Origin of the sequence: Kaistia sp. 32K (assembly GCF_016629525.1) — a bacterium.
GTDB lineage: Bacteria > Pseudomonadota > Alphaproteobacteria > Rhizobiales > Kaistiaceae > Kaistia.
On the sequence record NZ_AP024269.1, the window covers coordinates 4500890 to 4521783 of the forward strand.

Genomic DNA, 20894 nt, shown 5'->3' on the forward strand with positions numbered 1-20894 from the left:
GTACGGAATGAAGACGCGGGCAGGGCAAACCAGTTTCCGGCATCGAGGCATGCTGGCGACGATGCTGATGAGCACGGCGCTGGGCGTGGGGATGCTGCCGGCACTGCCCGTATCGCGGGCCGAAGCTGAGGCCAGCCAGACGCGCAATTTCAACATTCCGAGCCAGCCGCTCGGCCGGGCGCTGCGCGCCCTCGCCGACCAGTCCGGCGTGCAGATCGCCTACAAGACCGCGGTCGCCGCCGGCAATACCGCGCCGGCCGTGACCGGCATCATGTCGACGGAGCAGGCGCTGGCCCGATTGCTGGCCACCTCGGGCCTGCGCTACAGCTTCACGGGCGCCAACACGGTTACCATCCTCTCTGCCTCGGCGGCGCATGACGGGACATCCGTCGCCCCGAAAGGCACCGAGCTTCTCGAAACAATCGTTGTCGAAGGTCAGCGCGAGAGCCCGTGGGGGCCGGTCGACGGCTATGTCGCGACCCAGAATGCCTCGGGCATGGGGACGGCCACGCCGATCCTCGAGACCCCGCAATCCGTCTCGGTCGTGACCCGGGACCAGATCACCGACCAGAAGCCGGCATCGCTCGCCGAATCCCTGACCTACACCCCCGGCGTCAGCATGCAGTCGCAGAGCTTCAGCCGCATGGTCGATGACGTCATGATGCGCGGCTTCAACGTCGCGACCGGCAATGGCGGCATGCTGCGGGACGGCATGAAGCTGCAATCCAACGTTTATGACGGCGGCCAGGAACCGTATGGCCTCGAACGGGTCGAAGTCCTGCGCGGCGCCGCCTCGGTTCTCTATGGCCAGCTCTCGCCCGGTGGCCTCATCAACGCCATCTCGAAGCGCCCCACCGACAAGCCGCTCCACGAAATCAATGCCGAATATGGCAGCTATGACCGCAAGCAGGTTTCGTTCGACCTGAGCGACGCCCTCAACGCCGACGGCTCGCTGCGCTATCGCCTCACCGGCCTCGTGCGCGATGCCGACAATTGGGTCGAGCAGACGCCGGACAACAAGGTCTATATCGCCCCGGCTTTGACCTGGAGCCCGGATGCGGCAACGTCGCTGACGCTGCAGGCCAGCTACCAGCATGTGAACACCAAGTTCAGCGCGCCGCTGCTCTACCAGGATGTCAGCACCGGCAGGATCCCGCGCGACCTGTTCCTCGGCGAACCGGGCTTCGACCGCTATGTCGGCGACCTCTTTACGGTCGGGTACGATCTCCAGCACACGTTCGAGAACGATGTGAAGCTGCGCCATGCCGCCCGCTACTACCAGTCCGACGTCAAGTGGGACTACATGATGGCCAATCTAGCGCCTGTCACCAGCAACGGGACGCTCTATCGGCTGGCCAGCAAGCGGGATGAGAAGTCCTACGGCTTCACCACCGACACCTCGCTCGAGAAGAGCTTCACCACGGGACCGGCGGAGCACACGGTGCTCGCGGGTATCGACTATTATCGCCGCGGCTATGACACGCTGCGTTTCCGTGGCACCGGCTACGTTCCGCTTGATATCGACGATCCCGTCTATTCCGGTTCTTCCCCTGCCATCGGCCCGACCAACCGCGGCAGCGACAGCGACGGCAACCAGTTCGGCGTCTACCTGCAGGACCAGATCAAGATCGACAACTGGGCCTTCGTGCTTGGCGGCCGGCAGGACTGGACCGACAGCACGTCGACCAGCTACCAGAATGGCAAGGTCACCGATCAGGACGACCAGAAGGCGACCGGCCGCGCCGGCGTGGTCTATCTCTTCGACAACGGCCTCGCCCCCTATCTCAGCGTCAGCCAATCCTTCGCGCCCCAGGTCGGCGCCGACAGCCGGACCGGCGACGCGCTGAAGCCGAACGAGGGTCTGCAGTATGAAGCGGGCCTTCGCTATCAGCCCGATGGCAGCAACCTTCTCCTCAGCGCCGCCATCTACGAACTGACGCAGAAGAATCTCGTCAGCTATGACGCCACGGGAAGCGCCTACCAGCTCGGCAAGGTGCGCTCGCGCGGACTGGAGCTCGAGGCGCGCGCCGAGTTCGGCGCCCTCGGCATCATCGGCGCCTATGCCTATACCGACAGCCAGATCCTCGACAGCGCCAACAGCTACGAGATCGGCCAGGCGGTGGCGCTGGTTCCGCGCAACGCCGTTTCGCTGTGGGCCGACTACAAGCTCGACGAACTGGGCCTCGACGGCTTCTCCATCGGCGGCGGCCTGCGCTATGTCGGCAAGACCAGCATGCCCGACAGCGTCAAGACACTTGGCTACGACGCCGATGTCCCAGGCTACATGCTTGCCGACGCCATGGTTCGCTACGACTTCAGCGCGCTCGGCAAGCAATATAACGGACTGGACTTCACGCTGAACGCGCGGAACCTCTTCGACAAGAAGTTCTATACCTGCGCCGGCACGGATGGCTGCCGCTACGGGGAGCCGGCGTCCGTCGTCGGAACGCTCTCCTACAAATGGTAAGCAGGCCGGGCCTTTCGCGACGCAGGCTCCTGGGGACGGCGCTCGCCGTCCCCTTCGTCCTGTCGGGAGCCCCGGCACGGGCGGCAACATCCAGCCGCGTCGTATCGCTGGATCTGTTCGCGACGGAACTGACGCTGACGCTTGGCGTCACCCCGCTCGCCGTCGCCAATGTCCCGCTCTATCGCCGCCTCGTGGCGGAGCCGGCGCTCGCGGCCGATACCCCCGACCTCGGCCCCCTGACCGAACCGAATGCGGAACTCCTGCGCGCGATGAGCCCGGATGCAATCCTGCTCGCCTCCTGGCAGGCCGGCAGCCTCGGCATTCTGTCGCGCATCGCCCCGCTGGTATCCGTCGATTCCCTGTCCAGGACCGAGCCGGCCATCGCCAATGCCATCCGGCAAATCCATGCGCTCGGCGAGCTCTTCGACCGAACCGAAGAGGCCGAACAGTGGACGCAGCGGCTGCACGCGACGCTCGCCGCCGCGCAAGCCGCCCTTACGGATCGCACCGCCCGTCCGCTCTATGTCTGCCGCTTTGCCGAAAACGGACGCAACGTCTCCATCTTCGGCGGCAACGGCATGATCGGCGATGCGCTGGGCCAGCTCGGCCTGCGCAATGCCTGGCAGGGCCGGGTCAACGCCTCCGGCGTGACATCGGCCGGCATCGATCAGCTGGCCGGAGAGCCGGAAGCGCGGATCGTGCATTTCGACCGGGGCGCCGAGACGGCGCGGGCGCTCGCCGCGCTTGACGGCAGCGCACTCTGGAACGCTCTCCCCGCCGTCCGCGCCGGACGCGTGACCCAGATGCCCGTCATCTATCCGAGCGGCGGCATCGTCTCGGCGATCCGCTTTGCCCGTCAACTCGTCGCCGGACTGCCTCGCCATGACTGAAGCGATATGACTGAGGCGATCCTCTCTCAGGCCGAGCGCCGAAATCGGGCGGTTGTCCTTGGCCTTGGCCTCGTGGCGATCGCCACCCTGCTTCTGGCGTTCAACCTCCGGCAGGTGCTTCCGGCCGGACGATGGCTGGCGTCGCTCGGCAACCCGACCGATCTGCAGGCGATCATCGCGCGCGATGCGCTGCTGCCGCGCTTCGTGATGAGCCTGCTATGCGGCGGCGCGCTCGGGCTCGCCAGCGTCGTCTTCCAGCAGGTGCTGCGCAATCCGCTGGCCGAGCCTGGGACGCTCGGCGTGTTCGCAGGCGCCAAATGCGCGCTCGCCGTCGCCATTCTCTGGGCGCCGGGCCTTCTCGTCGCCGGCTGGGACGTGATCGCCTTCGCCGGCGGCTCGTTGGCCACCCTCATCGTCATGCTGCTCGCCCGCCGCCAGGGCTTTTCGCCGGCGGCGCTGATCCTGTCGGCGCTGATCCTGTCGCTGTCTCTCGGCGCCTTCGGATCGATGCTGATCCTCGTGCATTTCGATGCGCTCGGCGAACTCTATGTCTGGGAATCCGGCTCCCTGGTCCAGAACAGCTGGCGCGGCGTCGTCGAGATCCTGCCGCGCCTCGCCATCGCGCTGGTGGCGACACTGGCGCTACTGCGGCCGCTCGCCCTGCTCGAGCTGGATGACGCCGGAGCCCGCGGGCTGGGTCTTTCCCTCGGCACGACCCGCGCGCTGGCCATCGCCGGCGCCGTGCTGGCAAGCGCCATCGTGGCCGGCACGATAGGCGTGATCGGCTTCGTCGGCCTCGCCGGCGCGGCCATGGCGCGGTTTGGCGGCGCCAGGCGCCTCTCCCAGCGGCTACTCGCCGGCTCGCTGATCGCAGCCGGCCTCCTCGCCTGCACCGACCAGGGCCTGATGCTGCTGTCCGGCGGCATGGAAATCCCGGCCGGCGCCGTCACGCCGCTCCTCGGCGCGCCGCTCCTGATCTACCTGCTGCGCCGGGCTCGACCCAACCACGCGCCCGCCGCCTTGCCGGGCCTGCCCATTTCCACCGGCAGCAACGCGACGCGGATCGGCGTGGCGTTGCTGATCGCCCTGCTGGTCGGGATGCTGGCGGTCTCCCTCCTGCTCGGCCGAACGACCGGGGGATGGCAGCTTGCCAGCGGCCAGGATCTGGCCGCGCTGCTCCCCTGGCGGCTACCGCGCATCGTCGCCGCACTCTCTGCAGGCCTCCTGCTGGCGGTTGCGGGCGGGCTCCTGCAAGGGCTGACCGGCAATCCCATCGCCAGTCCGGAACTGCTCGGAATTTCATCCGGCGCCGGTTTGATCCTGCTCGTGGCCACGTTCTTCCTGCCGGCGCTCGACCGCGGCTCGATGATACTGCTTTCCGGTCTTGCCGCGGCCCTGGTCCTGTTCGCCGTTCTGAACTTCAGCCGGCGCTCCGCCTTTGCGCCGGAACAATTGCTGCTGACGGGCGCTGCCCTGGCGACGCTGCTCGCCTCGGCGCTATCGGTCATGCTCTTCCTGGGCGACATGCGCGTCTTGCGCGTGGTCGGCTGGCTCTCCGGCTCGACCTATTCGGTCACGGCCGGCGATGCGCGCACCGTCGCCGTCCTCGCCTGCCTCGCGCTGCTCCTGTTGCCGCTTCTCGGGCGCTGGCTCGAAATCCTGCCGCTGGGGCGCCCCTCCGCTGCCGGGCTCGGCCTGCCGATCGGAAGGAGCCGCTTCTGCATCATCGCCATGGCAGCGGCGCTGACCGGGGTCGCAACCCTGATGGTCGGCCCCTTGTCCTTCGTCGGCCTGATGGCGCCGCACATGGCGCGCACGCTCGGCTTCCGGCGTGCGCTGCCGCGGATCTATGCGGCGGCGCTGATCGGCGGCGGACTGATGGTGTTCGCCGACTGGATTGGCCGCAACATCGCGTTTCCGTGGCAGATCCCGGCCGGTCTCGTGGCGACCGGTCTCGGCGGCCTCTACTTCGTCCTGATGGTGGCCCGGCGATGATCCCGGCACTGGCCCCCGTGTTCCGCGGATCCCTGGAGCGCTACGGCGCCCAGCTCGTGCCGGAGAGCGACCCGCGCCCCTTCCTTGCCGGCAAAAGCCTGCTCGACCCGGAGCGTCTGCGGCCCATCCTCGAGCAATTCGGCCGGAAATACCCGGGTGGCGACAAGGCCGCGATCGCGACGCAATGGTCGAAATGGCACTTCTCGACCTTGCTGGTGCCAATTCTGGCCGCGAACCTTCTCGCCGATCTCGATCTGCCGGTCGAACTCGAGCGGATCGGCGTCGTCCTCGACGAGGATGGGCACACCGCCGCCATCCGCCTCGGTCCCGACATCGTCCGCTTCGCGCCGGCGAGCGCCGCCGCGCGGTTCGCCCGGGTGACGGAGGAACATCTGGCGCCGTTGATTGGCGCCATCCGCGCCACCAGCGGCCTGCCGGAAAAGGTGCTCTGGAGCAATGCCGGCAATGTGGCCGAGAATGTCCTGCGCGAATGCGAGGCATCGCTGGGAGCCGACCATCCCGGCGTCGCGCAGGGCGCAGCGCTGCTTGCCGCCCGCCTTCGGCCGGACGGCAGCCGGAACCCGCTCTTCGAGCCGATCCGCTATGTCGGCGGCGCACGGCGGCGCCGGGTCTGCTGCCTGCGCTACCTGATCGAGACGCTCGGCTACTGCAAGAGCTGCCCGCTCGCGCAGGCGAGAAAGGAAACCTGACCATGTCCCCTCGACCGCCGCGGCCCGACGACGCGTCTCCGCTTTTCGCTCTCGACGGGATATCCTTTGCCGTCGAAGGACGGCAATTGCTCGGGCCTCTGACGTTGACGTTGCCGGCCCGTCGCATGATCGGCCTGATCGGCCACAATGGCTCCGGCAAGTCGACGCTGCTGAAGATCCTCGCCCGCCAGCAGGCGGCGACGTCGGGCCAGGTGCGGTTCGAGGGCCGCCCCCCGTCGGAATGGGGCGACCGGGCCTTCGCCCGCCGGGTCGCCTTCCTGCCGCAGCAGACCCCTGCCGCGCCGGGCTTTCTGGTCCGCGAACTGGTCGCGCTCGGGCGCTATCCCTGGCACGGCGCGCTCGGACGCTTCGGCGCGACGGATCGGGAGAAAGTGGCGGAAGCGATCGCGCTCACCGATCTTGCGCCGCTGGCCGGCCGGCTCGTCGATACCTTGTCGGGCGGCGAGCGCCAGCGCGCCTGGATTGCCATGCTGATCGCGCAGGACGCCGAATGCCTGCTGCTGGACGAACCGATCTCGGCGCTCGACATCGCCCACCAGATCGAGGTCCTCGCGCTCGTCCGGCGCCTCGCGCATGAGAAGGGGCTGGGAGTCGTCACCGTCCTGCACGACATCAACATGGCAGCCCGACACTGCGACGAAATCCTCGCGCTGCATTCGGGCAAGGTCGTCGCGCACGCCCCGCCGGACGCGATCATGAACCCGGAGACGCTGCGCCAGATCTACGGCATCGACATGAACGTCCTGCCCCATCCGGCGTCAGGAAAGCCGATCGCCCTACCCGGCTGACCGGGAGGAGGAAGGCCAAAGGACCGCCACGATCCGTGGCCAAGCCCAAAAAGCCGCTCCCCACATCCCGCAAGTGGCTAAAACCAAACAATGTCATGAAGTTAACCGCTTCGGGATCGAGCTGAAGACACAACGTCGGAGGGCTTCGATCAAGCCTCCGGCAGCCGACGTGCGACGACGATGCGCGGCATGTCCTTTGTCGCCCGATCAACGTGCCGGCCGCGTTGACGGCACCCGCGAGGCTTCACGGATTTCGTCCAGCATAGACCTTCTGGCGGGACGGCCGTCTTCGCGGCGCCGCTCCGCGTCGGATCAGCACCTATCCCCGCGTATAGCTCAACTCGGCGAGGGGGCTGTGTATCTTCCTGTCACGCTGGCGCCTGCCGGAGCAGTCGATATGTGGGACACGAACATGGCGGGAACCGCGGACGATCCGATTGCCATCCTGGTCGATGACGACACCGCCGTCTGCGAGGCACTGGGCGAATTGCTGAACTCGGTCGGCATCGACACCATCGCCTTTTCATCGTCGACCGAACTGCTCGAGGCGGAGCTGCCCGATCGGCCCGGCTGCGTCGTGCTCGATGTCCGCATGCCCGGGCTGAGCGGTCTCGATCTGCAGCACCGCCTCGTGGAACACGGCATCCTCACCCCCATCGTGTTTCTGACGGGTCATGGCGACATCGCCATGAGCGTTCAGGCGATGAAGGCGGGCGCGGTGGACTTCCTCACCAAGCCGGTTCGCGACCAGACCTTTCTCGATGCCATCTCGAGAGCCATCGCGACCGACATCGAGCAGCGGCGCGCGGCCGACGAGACGCGCCGGAATGTGGAACTCTACGATACGCTGACGCCGCGCGAGCGGCAGGTATTCCGGTCGGTGGTCAAGGGGTCCCTCAACAAGCAGATCGCGTTCGAGCTGCAGATCAGCGAGGTCACCGTCAAACTGCATCGCAGCAGCATGATGAAGAAGATGAACGCCCCTTCGACCGCCCATCTCTTCGGCGCGTGGCAATCGCTGCCCGACGACATCCGGTCGAACAACGGCTGATCCGCTGGTGTTTCCAAGCTCCCAAACCGACAAATCGCAAGGCCGGCGCGCCAGGTCCCCGGGAGGCAGCCGATGGAAGTAACCCCTTCGATACTGCACCGAAGCCTGGCGCTGTTCCTCTGTGTCGCGGGACTTGTGGTGGCGTTGCTGGCGTTCGAGCCGGCCGGTCTGCTGGTCGCCGTCGCGGCGCTCTGCATCTGGCTCGGCTGGCAGGAAGGGCTGGGCGCCATCGCCGTCACCGGCTGCTTCTGGGCCGCGATCGTGTTCTGGAACCTGCCCCTTGGCCCGGACAGCCTGGTCCAGCTCGGCGTGTATCTCGGCGCGGCGGCGGCGATATGGCTGCTCGTCCAGATCTTCAGGTCCGCAAGCCTCTACGATGTGCTCGATCAGCATTCGCAGCGGCTGGTCGCCGATATCCCCGGGCTCGGCTGGACCGCCTATCCCGATGGGCGGATCCGGTTCGTCAACCCGGCCGTGCTCGCCTTCATCGGCGTCACGCCCGAGGCGATGCGCCGGATGATCGAGATCGAGCCCAACGCGCTGGAGCGGTGGACCCACCCCGATGATATCGAGCGGACCCGCGCGAACTGGGACCACGCGCTGCGGACCGGCGAGCCTCTGATCGACGAGCAACGGGTGCTCCGTTGCGACGGCGTCTATCGGTGGTTTCGCGACACGGTCGTCCCGTCGCGCGACAAGCGCGGACGGATCACCGGCTGGTACGGGCATACGACCGACATCACCGAGCAGAAGAACGCCGAGGAAGCGCTGCGCGCCAGCGAGCGCGAGCTTCGCCTGCTGGTCGACACGGTGCCGACCATGATCTTCCTGCTGACGCCGGAGGCGCTGCCCTATTATTTCAACAAGCGCTTCGTCGACTGGGCCGGCATCGAGCCCGGCAGCGAGGCCGCGGAAGAAGGCCACGACTTCAATACGCACACCGGCATGATCCATCCGGATGATCGCGCCGGCGTCGCGGCGGCGTTCCGGCGGTCCATCGCGACCGGCGAGCCGCTGCAATTCAAGGGCCGTCTGCGACGCAAGGACGGCGAGTTCCGCTGGATCGACTCGCGCGTCGAGCCGCTGCGCGACGAGAGCGGCACGATCCTGCGCTGGTACGGCGTCAACATCGACATCGACGACGAGGTGCGCGCGCAGGAGGCGCTGCGCCTCGCCGACGAGCGGCTGGCCCGGGCCTCACGCGCGGCGAGCCTGTCGGAGCTGTCGGTCTCGATCGCGCACGAGCTCAATTCGCCGCTGCAGGCCGTGGTCGCCAATGCCAATGCCTACCAGCGCTGGCTCAACGCCAGCCCGCCGAACTACGAACGCGCCGGGCGCACCGCCGAAAAGATCATCCGCGACGCCAACGCGGCAGCGGAAGTGGTCGGGCGGATCCGGGCCCTGTTCGCCCAGACGACGCCCGGTCGCAGCCCGGTGGACCTCAACGGCGTGATCAGCGAGGTGACCGAGCTGGTGATCGACAGGCTGATCTCGGGCAATGTTCGGCTCGGACTTGCGCTCGATCCCGACCTGCCGCTGGTGAACGCGGACCATGTGCAGGTGGAGCAGGTCGTGCTGAACCTGATCCGCAACGCCATCGAGGCGATGCAGGGCACGCCCCCCGGGGAACGCCGATTGCAGATCGTCTCGCGGCGTCGGAATGACGAAACGATCGAGATCGAGGTGGGCGATCGCGGCCCGGGGATTCCCAATCCGGAGCGCATCTTCGATGCCTTCTACACCACCAAGGCGGACGGCATGGGCATGGGTCTCGCCATCTGCCGGTCGATCGTCGAGGCGCATGGCGGCCGGATCACGGCGAGGTCCACGGTCGACCGGGGCTCGACGGTCTCCTTCACGCTGCCGCTTTCCGGCTCAGAGACCGATGCGCGGGTCGGCGAGTGACTGGGCGATCTCGACGCCGATATTGACCAGGATGTAGATGGCGCCGAAGATCAGTGACACCCCCAACACCGCCGGCAGATCCGCGCTCGCGAACGCCTGCAGCATGTAGAGGCCGAGCCCGGGCCAGGCAAAGACGCGCTCGACGATGAGCAGGTTGCCGAACAGCAGGCTGACCTGTAGGCCGATCATGGCGAACGGCGCGCCGGCGGCATTGCGCAGGCCATGTCGCAGCAGGACGGCGGTCTCGCCCAGCCCATTGCCGCGCGCCGTACGGATATAGCCTTGCTGCATCACCTCGTGCATCGCGCCGCCGAGACTGCGGCCGACCGCGACGGCGATTGGCACAGCGAGCGCCAGCGCGGGCAGGATGATGTGCGAGAGCGCATCGAGGCTGACCTCGGGCCGGCCCGTCAGCAGGCCATCGACGAGGTTGAGGCCGGTCGGGCCGGAGAAATTCCGGATGCCGAGGCGCCCGGCTCCCGGCAGCCAGCCGAGCCGAAACCAGAAGAAATAGACGAGCAGCATCGCCGAGAAGAAGATCGGCGCCGATCCCGCGGCAAGGATCCCGAGCCGCACCAGACCCAGGCGCGGAAAGGTACCCTGCAGCAAAGCCAAGAGGCAGGCCAGAGCCACGCCGATCGCCATGGCGACGAGGCCGAGTTCGAACGACGCCGGAAGGTACTTGCGGATATCGGCCGTCACCGGCTGGCGTGTCCGCACCGAGGTGCCGAGGTCGCCCTGCGCGACGCGGGCGATGAAGCGGCCATATTGCGCGAGGACCGGCTGATCGAGACCCAGTCGCTGTCTTATGGCTTCCACCGTCGAGACCGGCGCGCTCGGGCCAGCGATGGCCCGGGCGGGATCGGCTGGAATGACGCTCTGCAGGCAAAACACGATGAAGCTCATCGCCAGCAGCACAATCACGAGGCCGGCGATACGCTTCGCGAGATAAAACGGCATGTCAGGCCCCTCGAAGCGCGGCGCGCAGGCCGTCGCCGGCGAGATTGGCCAGGAGGCACATGACGAAAATCGTCGCCGCCGGCAGGATCGGCAGCCACCCGTAAGCGGTGAGGTTCTCGAGCGCGCGAGCGGTCATGGCGCCAAGCTCGGCGGCGGGAGCCGGCTGTCCGAGGCCGATAAACGACATCAGCGACATGGTGAGAATGACGTTGGCAACATCGATGGTCGCGACGACGAGGAGCGCCGGAACGACGCCGGGCAGCAGATAGCGAACCAGCAGGCGCGGCGTCCGCACGCCTGCGATACGTGCGGCCTCGACATGCGGCCGCACCGCCAGGCGGCGAATTTCGTCGCGCGAGATCCGCGCGTACCAGGGCCACCAGAAGATCGCGAGGGCGATCATGATGTTGGTCAGTCCCGGGCCGAGAACCGCGACCACGGCCAGCGCCACCAGCATCGAAGGCAGGACGAGAAAGAGGTCGATGACGCGCTGGACGATGAGATCGGTCCAGCCGCCGGCCACCCCGCTGATCACGCCGATGATCGAACCAAGGACGAGGCTGAAACCGATGACCGCCAGCGCCGGAAGCCAGGTAGAGCGTGCGCCGATGACGATGCGCGAGAACAGGTCGCGGCCGATCTCGTCGGTGCCGAACCAGTGCGCGCCCGAGGGAGGGAGGAAGGCCCCGGCGACGCGCAATTGCGGATCGAAGGGCGTCAACCAGGGGGCGAGCAGCGCAATCAGGGTGACGAGGAGCACGCCGGCAACACCGATGCGGCCGAGCCAGCCGGCCCGATCGACGAATGCCTGCCTGCTCATTGGCAATTCTCCAGCTTCGGTACGGCCGCGATCAGCGCGCGCGTGTATTCGGTCGCCGGCGCGGCGATCAGCGCATCGGGGTCTCCTTGCTCGACCAGCCGTCCATGCCGCAGAACCGCGATGCGATCGGCGACGAGGCGCGCGGCGGCGAGGTCATGGGTGGCGAACAGCATCGCCATGCCGAGCCGGCGGCGCAGCGCGCCGAGGAGGTTCAGGATGGTCGCCGCGAGCGGCACGTCCATGGAGCAGACCGGCTCGTCGCAGAGCAGCAGCTTTGGCGGCACGATGATGGCGCGGGCGATCGCCGCGCGCTGGCACTGTCCGAGCGAGAGTTCCGCCGGCAGGGCGCGCGCCAATGCGGGATCGAGCCCCGCTAACCCCAGTGCCTCCTCGACCTTGCGGTCGCGCTCGGCCGCGGCGAGCCCGCTGCCGCGCAGGCGCTCCCCGATTTGCTCGCCGATGGTCAGCCACGGCGTCAGCGCCGATGCCGGATCCTGGAACACCATTTGCGGCCTGAGGTCCGCCCGGACGACCTCGCCGCGGTCTGGCGCGACCAGGCCCGCGGCGATCCTGAGGATGGTCGATTTCCCGGCGCCGCTCTCGCCGACCAGCGCGAGACACTCGCCCCGCCGGATGGTCAGGTCGATGGCGCTCAACACGGGCTGCGGGCGGCGCCCCCAGGGCGTGCGGGCTCCGCTCGCATAGCTCTTGTGCACTCCCGACAGCCGCAGCGCCGTTGCAGCCTCGACGGCGGCGCAGACCGGCCATGCCTTCAAGGCCGACCCGACAGGCACCGGCCTCGACCGGTCCGATTTCAGATCGAACCGCGAGGCGAGCAGGGCTCGGGTGCCGGCATGCGTCGGGCGATCGAGGATCGCGCGCGTCGGCCCCGTCTCGACGACGCGTCCCTCCTCCAGCACCACCATGCGGTCGGCCAGGGAAGCCGCGACGCCGAGATCATGCGTGATGAACAGAATGGCCGTCTGCTGTTGGCGGGCGAGCTCCCGCAACCATTCGAGGATGTGCGCCTGCGTGGTGACGTCGAGCGCCGTCGTCGGCTCGTCGGCAATGATGAGCTTCGGCCGCGCCATCATGGCCATGGCGATCAGGACACGCTGGCGCTGGCCGCCTGAAAGACAGTGCGGGTAGGCGGCGGCGATCCGGTCGGGATCGGCCAGGCCCGCGCGGGCCAGCCAGTGCCGGATGGCGGTGGCGTCCCGGGTCGACCCGGCCAATTGCCGCCGGATGGTCATGGTCGGATTGAGCCCCGCCATCGGATCCTGCGGCACGGCCCGCACCAGCGATCGGCGGGCCGCCCGCAGCTGGCGTGCCGCCGCGCCAACGAGTTCCACCCCGGCAACGCGGATTGACCCCGTAACGACGGGCCGGCTCTCTGCCGGCAACAGACCCTGCACGGCAAGCCCCAGCGTCGACTTGCCCGAGCCGCTTTCGCCGACCAGCGCAACGATCTCGCCGGGCACCGCCTCGAGGCTGACCCGATCGAGAATCCGCACGCCTCGCCCCTCCCGGTGGAGGACGACGGAGAGGTCGCGGATGGCGAGAGCGGGTTCAGCCACCTTCAGTCGGCCCATCGCGCGGTGCTGAAATCGATGTTGCCCTGCGGGAAGGCCGGCCGGAGACCGAGGTCGGTGAGGCCCTTGGCGTGCACCACGATGTCGTCCACATCGACCAGGGGGATGACCACCCCGGCGTCGAAATACATGTGCCCCGCCGCTTCGTAGAGCAGGTTGCGCTTTTTGACATCGGTCAACTGCCCGGCTTCGTCGACGATGTCATCAGCCGCGGGCAGGGAGCGGCCATAGAAGTTGAGCGCCGCGTCCCCCGTAAAATAGGTCTTGGCCTGGTTTTCCGGATGGGCCGCGTCCGGATTGGCGATGGTGAGCAGCATGTCGGGCGCCTTCGGATCACCCTTCATGACATAGGCAGCCCCCAGCGGAAGCACGTTGACGCTGGCCTTGACGCCGATCATCGCCAGCTGCGCAACCATCAGCTCGGCCACGCGAGTATAGCTCGTGACCTCGCTCTGCACCCCGATCACCAGCTGCACGTCGCCGTGCCTTGCGATTGCCGCTTTGGCGGCCTCGAAGTCGGTCGGGAACTCCACCGGGCGAACCGGGTCCAGCATGACGTTCTGATAGAGCGACTTCGACAGATGGCCGTAGGGGCCGAAGACATCCTTCATCCAGAGGGCCGGATTGATGGCCGTCAGCACCGCCTTGCGCACCTCAGGCTCGTCCATCGGCGTGCCCGCTTTTAGGAACAGTTCGAACTGCGTCATGCTCGGAGCCGCCGTGAGTTCGATCCCTGCCGGCAGGTTCGCCAGTTGTTCGACGGGATACCCGTCCGGCACGGCATCGATCTCGCCTGCCTGCAACTGCAGGATCTGCTGGCTGATGTCAGGCACCACCGGCATCCGGACCTGGCTGAAATAGGGCTTGGGGCCCCAGTAGTCGTCGTTGCGCTCGAGCACATAGCCCTCGCCGCGCCTGAATTCGGCAAGCTTGAAGGGCCCGGTCCCGACCGCCTGCTCGTTGAGCCAGGTCGTCGCATGGTCGCCGTTTTCGTGCTCGGCGAGCGCCTTCGGGCTGATGACCTTGGGACCCCAGGCGCTGGCCAGCCTGTCAAGAAACGAGGGTTGCTTGCGAGCAAGCGTGACGACCACGGTCCGTGTGTCGGGCGCATCGAGCTTCGCGACATTGGCGAGAAAATAGCCGAGGGCCATCTGGTCGCTGCGGCGGCGCTCGAACGAGCGCACCACCGCCGTCGCGTCGAGCGGCGTGCCGTCATGGAACCTCACCCCGTCAACCAGATGAAACGTGTAGGTCAGTCCGTCCGCGGACACCTCCCAGTCCCTGGCGAGACGGCCGACGATCCTGGTTGTCCCGGGCGCGTATTCGACCAGCCCCTCATAGACGTTGTTGATGGCGCTCATCGCGCCGATCTCGAGGCCGTTGTCCGGATCGAACGTGCCGATATCGACCACCAGCGGCACGCGCAGCACCTCCTGCGCCGTGGCCGGCGCCAGGTGAAGCATCAGACCGACGACAAGCCCCAGCAGGGGCCGTCCGAATGTTTGCCCCGCCCTGCCCAAACCGGTCCACGCCATCTCGTTCTCCATTCCTGCGCCCAATAGCGGCGCGAGGGATGAGGCTAGCGTGACGTCGAGACGTCAGCCACCAAACGAAAGTAACCCTCGACCTATCCCAAAGGCGTGGTTTTGGAGGGCCTGGGCCAGGGGCGGCCCCGGGTGTGTCAGGGTCCCGTCCCGTATTTCGCTTCCAGGGGCAGCGTGAAGCTCAATCGCGCACCCTGCGGCTCATTGCGTTCGGCCCATAGCCGGCCGCCATGGGCCTCGACGATGGTACGGCTGATCGCGAGCCCCATGCCCATGCCGTACTCCTTGGTGGTGAAGAACGGCTCGAACATGCGCTCGGAAAACTCGGTGCTGGGTCCATTATCGCCGATGACGATCTGGACCATGCCGGAGGCCTGGCGGACGCGCACATCCACCGCGCGGTCGGCCGCGATCGCGGCGGTGGCCTCGATGCCGTTGCGCAGGAGGTTGATCAGAACCTGCTGGATCTGGATGCGGTCCAGCTCGACCGGCGGCAGGCCCGGCTCGATCTCGACCCTGATGCGGACGCTGCGCCGCGCCGCCTCCTCGGCAAGCAGGGCATGGGCCTCGGCGATGACGCCGTCAAGCTGCGTGGCGTTTCGCCCGTCCCGCGCCTGCTTGAACAGCGCCCGGATGCGATCGACGACATCCGCCGCGCTATTGGCGTCGCGGATGATGCGCTCGACCACGACCCTGGCGCGTTCGAGATTGGGCGGATCGGCGGAAAGCCAGCGCTGCGACGCGTGCGAGTTGGCGATGACGGCCGCCAGGGGCTGGTTCACCTCATGCGCGATCGAGGCCGAGAGCTCGGCAAGGCTGGCCGCCTGCGAAGCCACGGCCAGCCGCTCCCGCGTACGGCGCAGCTCCTCCTGCGTGCGCACGTCGTCATCGATGTCGAAGCTCACGCCGTACCATTGCTGGATCGCGCCATTGGCATCGAGCAGCGGTTCCGCCCGACCGTTGATCCAGCGGAAGACACCGTCGGCCCGCCGCTGGCGGTACTTCATCGCGAACGGCTCTCCGGTCGTGAAGGCGTGACCGAGCGCGTCGCCGACGCGGGCGGCGTCATCTGGGTGGACGGAACCGTGGATCGCGGCCTGCAGCCGCGAGGATCCCGGCACGTCGAAATCATCGAGAGTCAGGCCAACATATTCGGCCAGGCGGCGGTTGAGATAGGATGGCTCGCCATTGGGCATCGCCGCCCAGATCTGGGTCGGCAGCGCGTCGACGAGCCGGCGCAGCTGCTGCTCGCTCTCGCGCAGTGCTTCCTCGGTCCGCAACTGGTCTTCGATGTCGTGGCAGAGGCCGTACCACTGCACGATCCGTCCGCTCTCGTCGCGGAGCGGTTCGCCACGACCGGCCATCCAGCGATAGACCCCATCGGCCCGACGCAGGCGATAATTGAGGGCAAAGGGCTCGCCGGTCGCGATCGAGCGTTCGAGCGCCTGGCTGAGCCGCTCGATGTCGTCGGGATGGGCGAGCGAGGCGATGGCAGCCGCCAGCCCGTTCATGCCCGGCTGGTCATAATCGCCGATATCGAGGCCGAGGAACTCGATCATCCGCTTGCTGAAGAACAGCGGCTCACCTTCCGGGCTGAGCCGCCAGAGCAGGCCCGGCACCATGTCCACGAGTTGCGAAAGCTCCTGCTCGCGGCCCCGAAGCGCCTGCTCGGCCGTGACCAGGTCGTCGATATCGACGCACACGCCGAACCACTGGACGATGGCGCCGGATTCGTCGCGGAGCGGCGCCGCCCGGCCTGCCGTCCATCGGTACGCGCCGTCCCGCCTCTGATTGCGATACTTCAGCTCGAAGGGTTCGCCGGTGGAGAAGGAGCGATACAGCGCGGCCTGCAAGATCGCCTGGTCGTCCGGATGCACGAGCACTTTGATCGCCGCGGCCAGGCCACCGGCATCATCGAAGTCCTCCAGCCTGAGCCCGATGTAATCCGCCATCGTCTTGTTGATGTAGGCCGGCTCTCCGGCCGGCGTGGTGCACCAGATCTGCACCGGGACGGTATCGACCAGCGCCTGGAGGTCGCGTTCGCGCTGCCGGAGCGCCTCCTGGGCACGGACCTCGTCGTCGACATCCATCGAGACGGCGTACCACTCGACGATGTCGCCGGCGGCGTCCCGCAGCGGCTCTGCCCGTCCCTCCGTCCAGCGATATTCACCGTTCACAAGCCGGCGATAGCGGGCCGAGAAGGCGTTGCCGGTCCGGAAGCCCTCGGCACTGGCGCGAAGCGCGGCGGGCGAATCGTCGGGATGCACCACTTCCTGCGAGATGCGTGCAAAGTCCTCGAAGTTCCGCTCGGTCAGACCGAGATGCGTGAGGTTGCGCTTGCTGACGTAGGTGATCCTGCCTTCGGAATTGAAACTCCAGATCGCCACCGGCACGGTGTCGACGATCTGCTGGAGACGCTGCTCGCTGTTCCGCACCGCCGCTTCGGCCCGGATCTGGTCGTCGATGTCGTGGCAAAGGCCGTACCATTGGATGATCGCCCCTCCGCCGTCGCGCAGCGACTCGGCGCGGCTCGACATCCATCGATAGACGCCATCCCGGCGACGCAAGCGATAGTGCAGGGCGAAGCTTTCTCCGGTGGCGAGCGCGTGATGGATACCGCTGTGGAAAGCCTGCGCATCGTCGGGATGGACGGTGTCGGCGATGAGCGCCCCGAGGCGGGTCATGCCGGGCCTGCCGACATCGGCGACGTCGACACCGAGATAGTCGACCATGCGCTTGTTGAAAAAGGTCGGTTCACCATCCGGTGTCAGACGCCAGAGATGGCTCGGCACCATGTCGACCAGCTGCGAAAGCTCGTGCTCCCGCTCACGCAGGGCCGCCTCGGTCTTCCTGTACTGGTCGATGTCCACGCCGGCACGCGGGTCGCCCGCGGAGAAAGCGGAAAGTTCCTGCATCTCTCCTCCAACATCCAGCTGTGCGGGCACAGCTTACCAGGCTAGTCGAAGCCTTCCGGAACGACACCTGTGCGATGGTATAGGATCAAAACGGACAGGTAAAACGCCCGCCTCCGGGACCATTCCGGCGATCGCCATCCGGGAAAGCGGCGACGGCGAAACGGCGCAAGGCGCCTACCCGCGCCGCCCGGCGCCGCCTGCTCCGGAGGCATGGCGCTTCCTCGCCGCCGGTCTGCCTGTTCATGCACTGATCCGAAGGGTTTCTACGCCTTCGGCAGTAGCCGAGCACGTCCGAGAGCCAATGGCCGAGCGACGGCCGAGGCCGCCAAATGGAGGCCGAGCGGCGACCGCTCGCGTGCAACCAACTCCATAGGATCCGACATGAACAAGCCCATCTCGTCCTCGCCCACGCTGGAGCCCACCGCCAAGGCCTTCGTCGAAGGCCTGACCGGCGGCAAGCCGATCCAGACGCTTTCGCCCACCGAGGCCCGCGCCGTTCTGTCGAACGTGCAGAAGGCGGCCGAGGTGAAACTCGCCGACGTCCAGATCAAGGACGTCGCCCTGCCGATCGGCCCGACCGGCACCACCAACATCCGCGTCATTCGCCCGGCCGGCGCCACCGGCGTGCTGCCGGTGATCGTCTATATGCATGGCGGCGGCTGGGTGCTCGGCGACCGCGACACGCATGACCGGCTGATCCGCGAGCTCGCGGTCGGCGCCAACGCGGCGCTGGTCTTCGTCGACTACGAGCGCTCCCCCGAGGCGCGCTATCCGGTCGCGATCGAGCAGGGCTATGCCGTCGCCAAGCATATCGCCGCCAATGCCGAAAAGCTGATGGTCGACGGCGATCGCATCGTGATTGCCGGCGACAGCGTCGGCGGCAACATGGCGGCGGCGATCACGCTGCTCGCCAAGGAGCGCAAGGGTCCGAGCTTCAAGGCGCAGGTGCTGTTCTATCCCGTCACCGACGCCTCCCGGTCGACCCGCTCCTACGAGCAGTTCGCGGTCGGCCCCTGGCTCACGGCGGATGCGATGGCCTGGTACTGGGAGCAATACATCCCGGAGGCCGACCAGCGCGCCGAGATCCACGCCTCGCCGGTCAATGCCAGCAAGGACGAGCTGAGCGGCCTGCCGCAGACCCTTCTCATCGTCGATGAGAACGACGTGCTGCGCGACGAGGGCGAAGCCTATGGCCGCAAGCTGGCCGAAGCCGGCGTTCGCGTCACCTCGGTGCGCTACAACGGCACCATCCATGACTTCGTCATGCTCAACGCGCTCGCCATGACGCCCGCCGTGCGCGGCGCCATCGGCCAGGCGACGGGCTATCTGCGCTTCGTCTTTGCGAGCTGATCCCCCGATCGCCGGCGGCGGATCCGGACGATCCGCCGCCGCCTTTGCCGGTGTCCCGAAGCGGGCAAGCAACCGCCCAGCGGCGCAATCACAGGAATGAAACGAAATGAGCAAAGTCTGGCTGATCACCGGCGCCGCCAGCGGCATCGGCCGCAGCACCGCCGAACTGGTCCTGGAACGCGGCGACCGTCTCGTCGCCACGGCGCGGCGCGTCGAGCGGCTCGCCGATCTCGAGGCCCGATACGGCGACCGGATCCTGCTGGACGAGCTTGAGGTGACCGATGCCGGGGCGGCGCAGGCCGCGGTCGAGGCGGCACTGACGCGGTTCGGCCGGCTCGACGTCCTGCTGAACAATGCCGGCTACGCGCATCTCGCGCCCTTCGAGCAGACCTCGGAGGAAGCGTTCCGCGCCGAGATCGAAACCAACTTCTTCGGCGTCGTGAACCTTGCCCGTGCGGCGTTGCCGGTCATGCGCCGGCAACGCTCCGGCCACATCCTCAACATCGCCTCGAGCTCCGCCCGCTTCGGCGGCGCCGGCTCGAGCGCCTACAGCGCCGCCAAATGGGCCGTCAGCGGCTTCACCGAGTCGCTCGCCAAGGAGGTCCACGGCTTCGGTGTCCGGGCCATATCCATCGAACCCGGCAGCCTCCGGACCAACTGGACCCGCGTCGCCCGCGGCCATGTTCCCGCGCTGCTGCCCGAATACGAGCCGACGATCGGCATGATCATGAAGATGACCGAGAACGTCGCCGGCAATGAGCCGGGCGATCCGGCCAAGGTCGCTCAGGTGCTGTTCGACCTTTCCCGTCGGGACGATCTGCCCGAGCACCTGATCCTCGGCAGCGACGCCCTGGCGCGGGTGGCAAAAGCCGAGAGCGAGCGCACGCGGCTCGCCGAAGCATGGGCGGAAGTGAGCCGGTCGACGGACATCGCCTGAGCGACCGGGACTTGGGTTCCGGCGCCAAAAACCCACGCGCAGGCAGCTTCTTGCGCCCGCCGCTAAAACGCCGGGGCAAGCGCCTGCGCGACATAGAGCCGAAGCCAGTCGCCGAAGCGGGTCGTCCCATGACGCGGATGGCCGCGCGGCGCCAGCGTATCGTCCCGCAGAACGGCGCCGAAATACAAAGCCCCGGCATCGGCGACCACCGCGCGCGGATCCTCGTTGGCCGCCAGAAGCTGCGAAGCGATCTCGTCGAAGCCGAGGCTTTCCGGCCCAATGACCGCGAGTTCGCGATTCTGCGGGCGCCCCAGAACGACGTCCCGAAGCGCCACAACGACATCCTCCGCGGCGATCGGACAGACATGCGCCGGCGGAACGCGAAGCACGCCGCCTTCCGCCTCGGTCTCGATGATCCCGCCGAGATACTCAAAGAACGGCGCCGACCGCAGGATCGTATAGGGAATGCCGGAGGCCCGGATCAGGTTCTCCTGCGCCATTTTCGCCCGGAAATACCCCGTTTCCGCGAGCCGATCGGCGCCGACGACCGACAAGGCCACGTGATGGCGAACGCCGGCCGCCTCCTCCGCCGCCAGGAGGTTCCGCCCGGCAGTCCTGAAGAACTCGAGCGCGACATCCTCTCGCAGCGAGGGCGAATTCGAGACGTCGACGACAATCCGGGCGCCATGCAGGGCGGCGGCCAGCCCCTCGCCCGTGACGGCGTCGACGCCCATGGAGGGCGATGCCGGGATCACCTCATGATTGCCGGCCCGCAACGCGGCGGTGAGCCTGGAACCAATCAGGCCCGTACCGCCCATGATCACGATCTTCATCGGCTTGCTCCTCAAGCGGTGGATCGATCGCCCCCATTCCCGGACCCGATCCGGGCCGTGGGCTGGGACCCTGGCCGCCGCATGGCGAACCGGTCTCGCCGGCATATCGAGAGCCG

At 67.6% G+C, this 20894-nt stretch carries 15 protein-coding genes; 9 read left to right on the forward strand and 6 right to left on the reverse strand.

Annotated features, from left to right (window positions below):
- Window positions 1–49: 49 nt before the first annotated feature.
- The 7 genes from K32_RS20770 to K32_RS20800 all read left to right on the forward strand — a co-directional run bounded on the left by K32_RS20770 (window position 50) and on the right by K32_RS20800 (window position 9827).
- Window positions 50–2467: a TonB-dependent siderophore receptor gene (locus K32_RS20770; RefSeq protein ID WP_201401337.1), complete on the forward strand. Its 2418-nt coding sequence runs from the start codon at window positions 50–52 to the stop codon at window positions 2465–2467.
- A complete protein-coding gene (locus K32_RS20775; RefSeq protein WP_201401338.1) occupies window positions 2461–3357 on the forward strand; it encodes an ABC transporter substrate-binding protein in 897 nt (298 codons plus the stop codon). Before K32_RS20770 ends, K32_RS20775 begins: the two co-directional genes overlap by 7 nt.
- A gap of 72 nt (window positions 3358–3429) precedes the next feature.
- Window positions 3430–5352 (forward strand): Fe(3+)-hydroxamate ABC transporter permease FhuB, encoded by a 1923-nt coding sequence (gene fhuB, locus K32_RS20780; RefSeq protein ID WP_244669657.1) that lies wholly within the window; start codon window positions 3430–3432, stop codon window positions 5350–5352.
- Window positions 5349–6062, forward strand: a complete 714-nt coding sequence (gene fhuF / locus K32_RS20785; RefSeq protein ID WP_201401340.1) for a siderophore-iron reductase FhuF — start codon at window positions 5349–5351, stop codon at window positions 6060–6062. Before fhuB ends, fhuF begins: the two co-directional genes overlap by 4 nt.
- A gap of 2 nt (window positions 6063–6064) precedes the next feature.
- Window positions 6065–6871, forward strand: a complete 807-nt coding sequence (locus tag K32_RS20790; RefSeq protein WP_201401341.1) for an ATP-binding cassette domain-containing protein — start codon at window positions 6065–6067, stop codon at window positions 6869–6871.
- Window positions 6872–7283: 412 nt separating this feature from the next.
- The gene (locus tag K32_RS20795; RefSeq protein ID WP_244669659.1) at window positions 7284–7922 is read left to right on the forward strand and encodes a response regulator transcription factor; all 639 of its coding nucleotides are present in this window, start codon (window positions 7284–7286) and stop codon (window positions 7920–7922) included.
- Between the two features lie 72 nt (window positions 7923–7994).
- On the forward strand, window positions 7995–9827 hold the full coding sequence (locus K32_RS20800; protein ID WP_201401342.1) for a PAS domain-containing sensor histidine kinase: 1833 nt from the start codon (window positions 7995–7997) through the stop codon (window positions 9825–9827).
- On the opposite strand, the gene K32_RS20805 is transcribed toward K32_RS20800, so the two are convergent.
- The 5 genes from K32_RS20805 to K32_RS20825 all read right to left on the reverse strand — a co-directional run bounded on the left by K32_RS20805 (window position 9798) and on the right by K32_RS20825 (window position 17658).
- Entirely contained in the window at window positions 9798–10787 is a 990-nt protein-coding gene (locus K32_RS20805) for an ABC transporter permease (protein WP_201401343.1), read from the reverse strand. The genes K32_RS20800 and K32_RS20805 overlap by 30 nt on opposite strands.
- A 1-nt stretch (window position 10788) precedes the next feature.
- Window positions 10789–11607 (reverse strand): ABC transporter permease, encoded by an 819-nt coding sequence (locus K32_RS20810; protein WP_201401344.1) that lies wholly within the window; start codon window positions 11605–11607, stop codon window positions 10789–10791.
- Window positions 11604–13199: an ABC transporter ATP-binding protein gene (locus K32_RS20815; RefSeq protein WP_256434761.1), complete on the reverse strand. Its 1596-nt coding sequence runs from the start codon at window positions 13197–13199 to the stop codon at window positions 11604–11606. The genes K32_RS20810 and K32_RS20815 overlap by 4 nt, the downstream gene beginning before the upstream one ends.
- Window positions 13187–14734: an ABC transporter substrate-binding protein gene (locus K32_RS20820; RefSeq protein WP_244669661.1), complete on the reverse strand. Its 1548-nt coding sequence runs from the start codon at window positions 14732–14734 to the stop codon at window positions 13187–13189. Before K32_RS20820 ends, K32_RS20815 begins: the two co-directional genes overlap by 13 nt.
- Before the next feature lie 146 nt (window positions 14735–14880).
- Window positions 14881–17658 (reverse strand): PAS domain-containing protein, encoded by a 2778-nt coding sequence (locus K32_RS20825; protein ID WP_201401347.1) that lies wholly within the window; start codon window positions 17656–17658, stop codon window positions 14881–14883.
- A 381-nt stretch (window positions 17659–18039) separates the two neighbouring features.
- On the opposite strand from K32_RS20825, the gene K32_RS20830 reads away from it, so the two are divergent.
- Window positions 18040–19008: an alpha/beta hydrolase gene (locus tag K32_RS20830; protein WP_201401348.1), complete on the forward strand. Its 969-nt coding sequence runs from the start codon at window positions 18040–18042 to the stop codon at window positions 19006–19008.
- A gap of 106 nt (window positions 19009–19114) precedes the next feature.
- The gene (locus K32_RS20835) at window positions 19115–19945 is read left to right on the forward strand and encodes an SDR family NAD(P)-dependent oxidoreductase (protein ID WP_201401349.1); all 831 of its coding nucleotides are present in this window, start codon (window positions 19115–19117) and stop codon (window positions 19943–19945) included.
- A 62-nt stretch (window positions 19946–20007) separates the two neighbouring features.
- Here the strand turns inward: K32_RS20835 and K32_RS20840 are convergent, their stop codons facing one another.
- Window positions 20008–20778, reverse strand: a complete 771-nt coding sequence (locus K32_RS20840; protein WP_201401350.1) for an SDR family oxidoreductase — start codon at window positions 20776–20778, stop codon at window positions 20008–20010.
- Between the last annotated feature and the right edge of the window lie 116 nt (window positions 20779–20894).

Coding starts and splice junctions, on each gene's coding strand:
- K32_RS20820 (WP_244669661.1), bottom strand. CDS start 14,734: ATGGCGTGGACCGGTTTGGGCAGGGCGGGGCAAACATTCGGACGGCCC.
- K32_RS20800 (WP_201401342.1), top strand. CDS start 7,995: ATGGAAGTAACCCCTTCGATACTGCACCGAAGCCTGGCGCTGTTCCTC.
- K32_RS20815 (WP_256434761.1), bottom strand. CDS start 13,199: ATGGGCCGACTGAAGGTGGCTGAACCCGCTCTCGCCATCCGCGACCTC.
- K32_RS20790 (WP_201401341.1), top strand. CDS start 6,065: ATGTCCCCTCGACCGCCGCGGCCCGACGACGCGTCTCCGCTTTTCGCT.
- K32_RS20835 (WP_201401349.1), top strand. CDS start 19,115: ATGAGCAAAGTCTGGCTGATCACCGGCGCCGCCAGCGGCATCGGCCGC.
- K32_RS20840 (WP_201401350.1), bottom strand. CDS start 20,778: ATGAAGATCGTGATCATGGGCGGTACGGGCCTGATTGGTTCCAGGCTC.
- K32_RS20770 (WP_201401337.1), top strand. CDS start 50: ATGCTGGCGACGATGCTGATGAGCACGGCGCTGGGCGTGGGGATGCTG.
- fhuF (WP_201401340.1), top strand. CDS start 5,349: ATGATCCCGGCACTGGCCCCCGTGTTCCGCGGATCCCTGGAGCGCTAC.
- K32_RS20805 (WP_201401343.1), bottom strand. CDS start 10,787: ATGCCGTTTTATCTCGCGAAGCGTATCGCCGGCCTCGTGATTGTGCTG.
- K32_RS20810 (WP_201401344.1), bottom strand. CDS start 11,607: ATGAGCAGGCAGGCATTCGTCGATCGGGCCGGCTGGCTCGGCCGCATC.
- K32_RS20830 (WP_201401348.1), top strand. CDS start 18,040: ATGAACAAGCCCATCTCGTCCTCGCCCACGCTGGAGCCCACCGCCAAG.
- K32_RS20825 (WP_201401347.1), bottom strand. CDS start 17,658: ATGCAGGAACTTTCCGCTTTCTCCGCGGGCGACCCGCGTGCCGGCGTG.
- K32_RS20775 (WP_201401338.1), top strand. CDS start 2,461: ATGGTAAGCAGGCCGGGCCTTTCGCGACGCAGGCTCCTGGGGACGGCG.
- K32_RS20795 (WP_244669659.1), top strand. CDS start 7,284: ATGGCGGGAACCGCGGACGATCCGATTGCCATCCTGGTCGATGACGAC.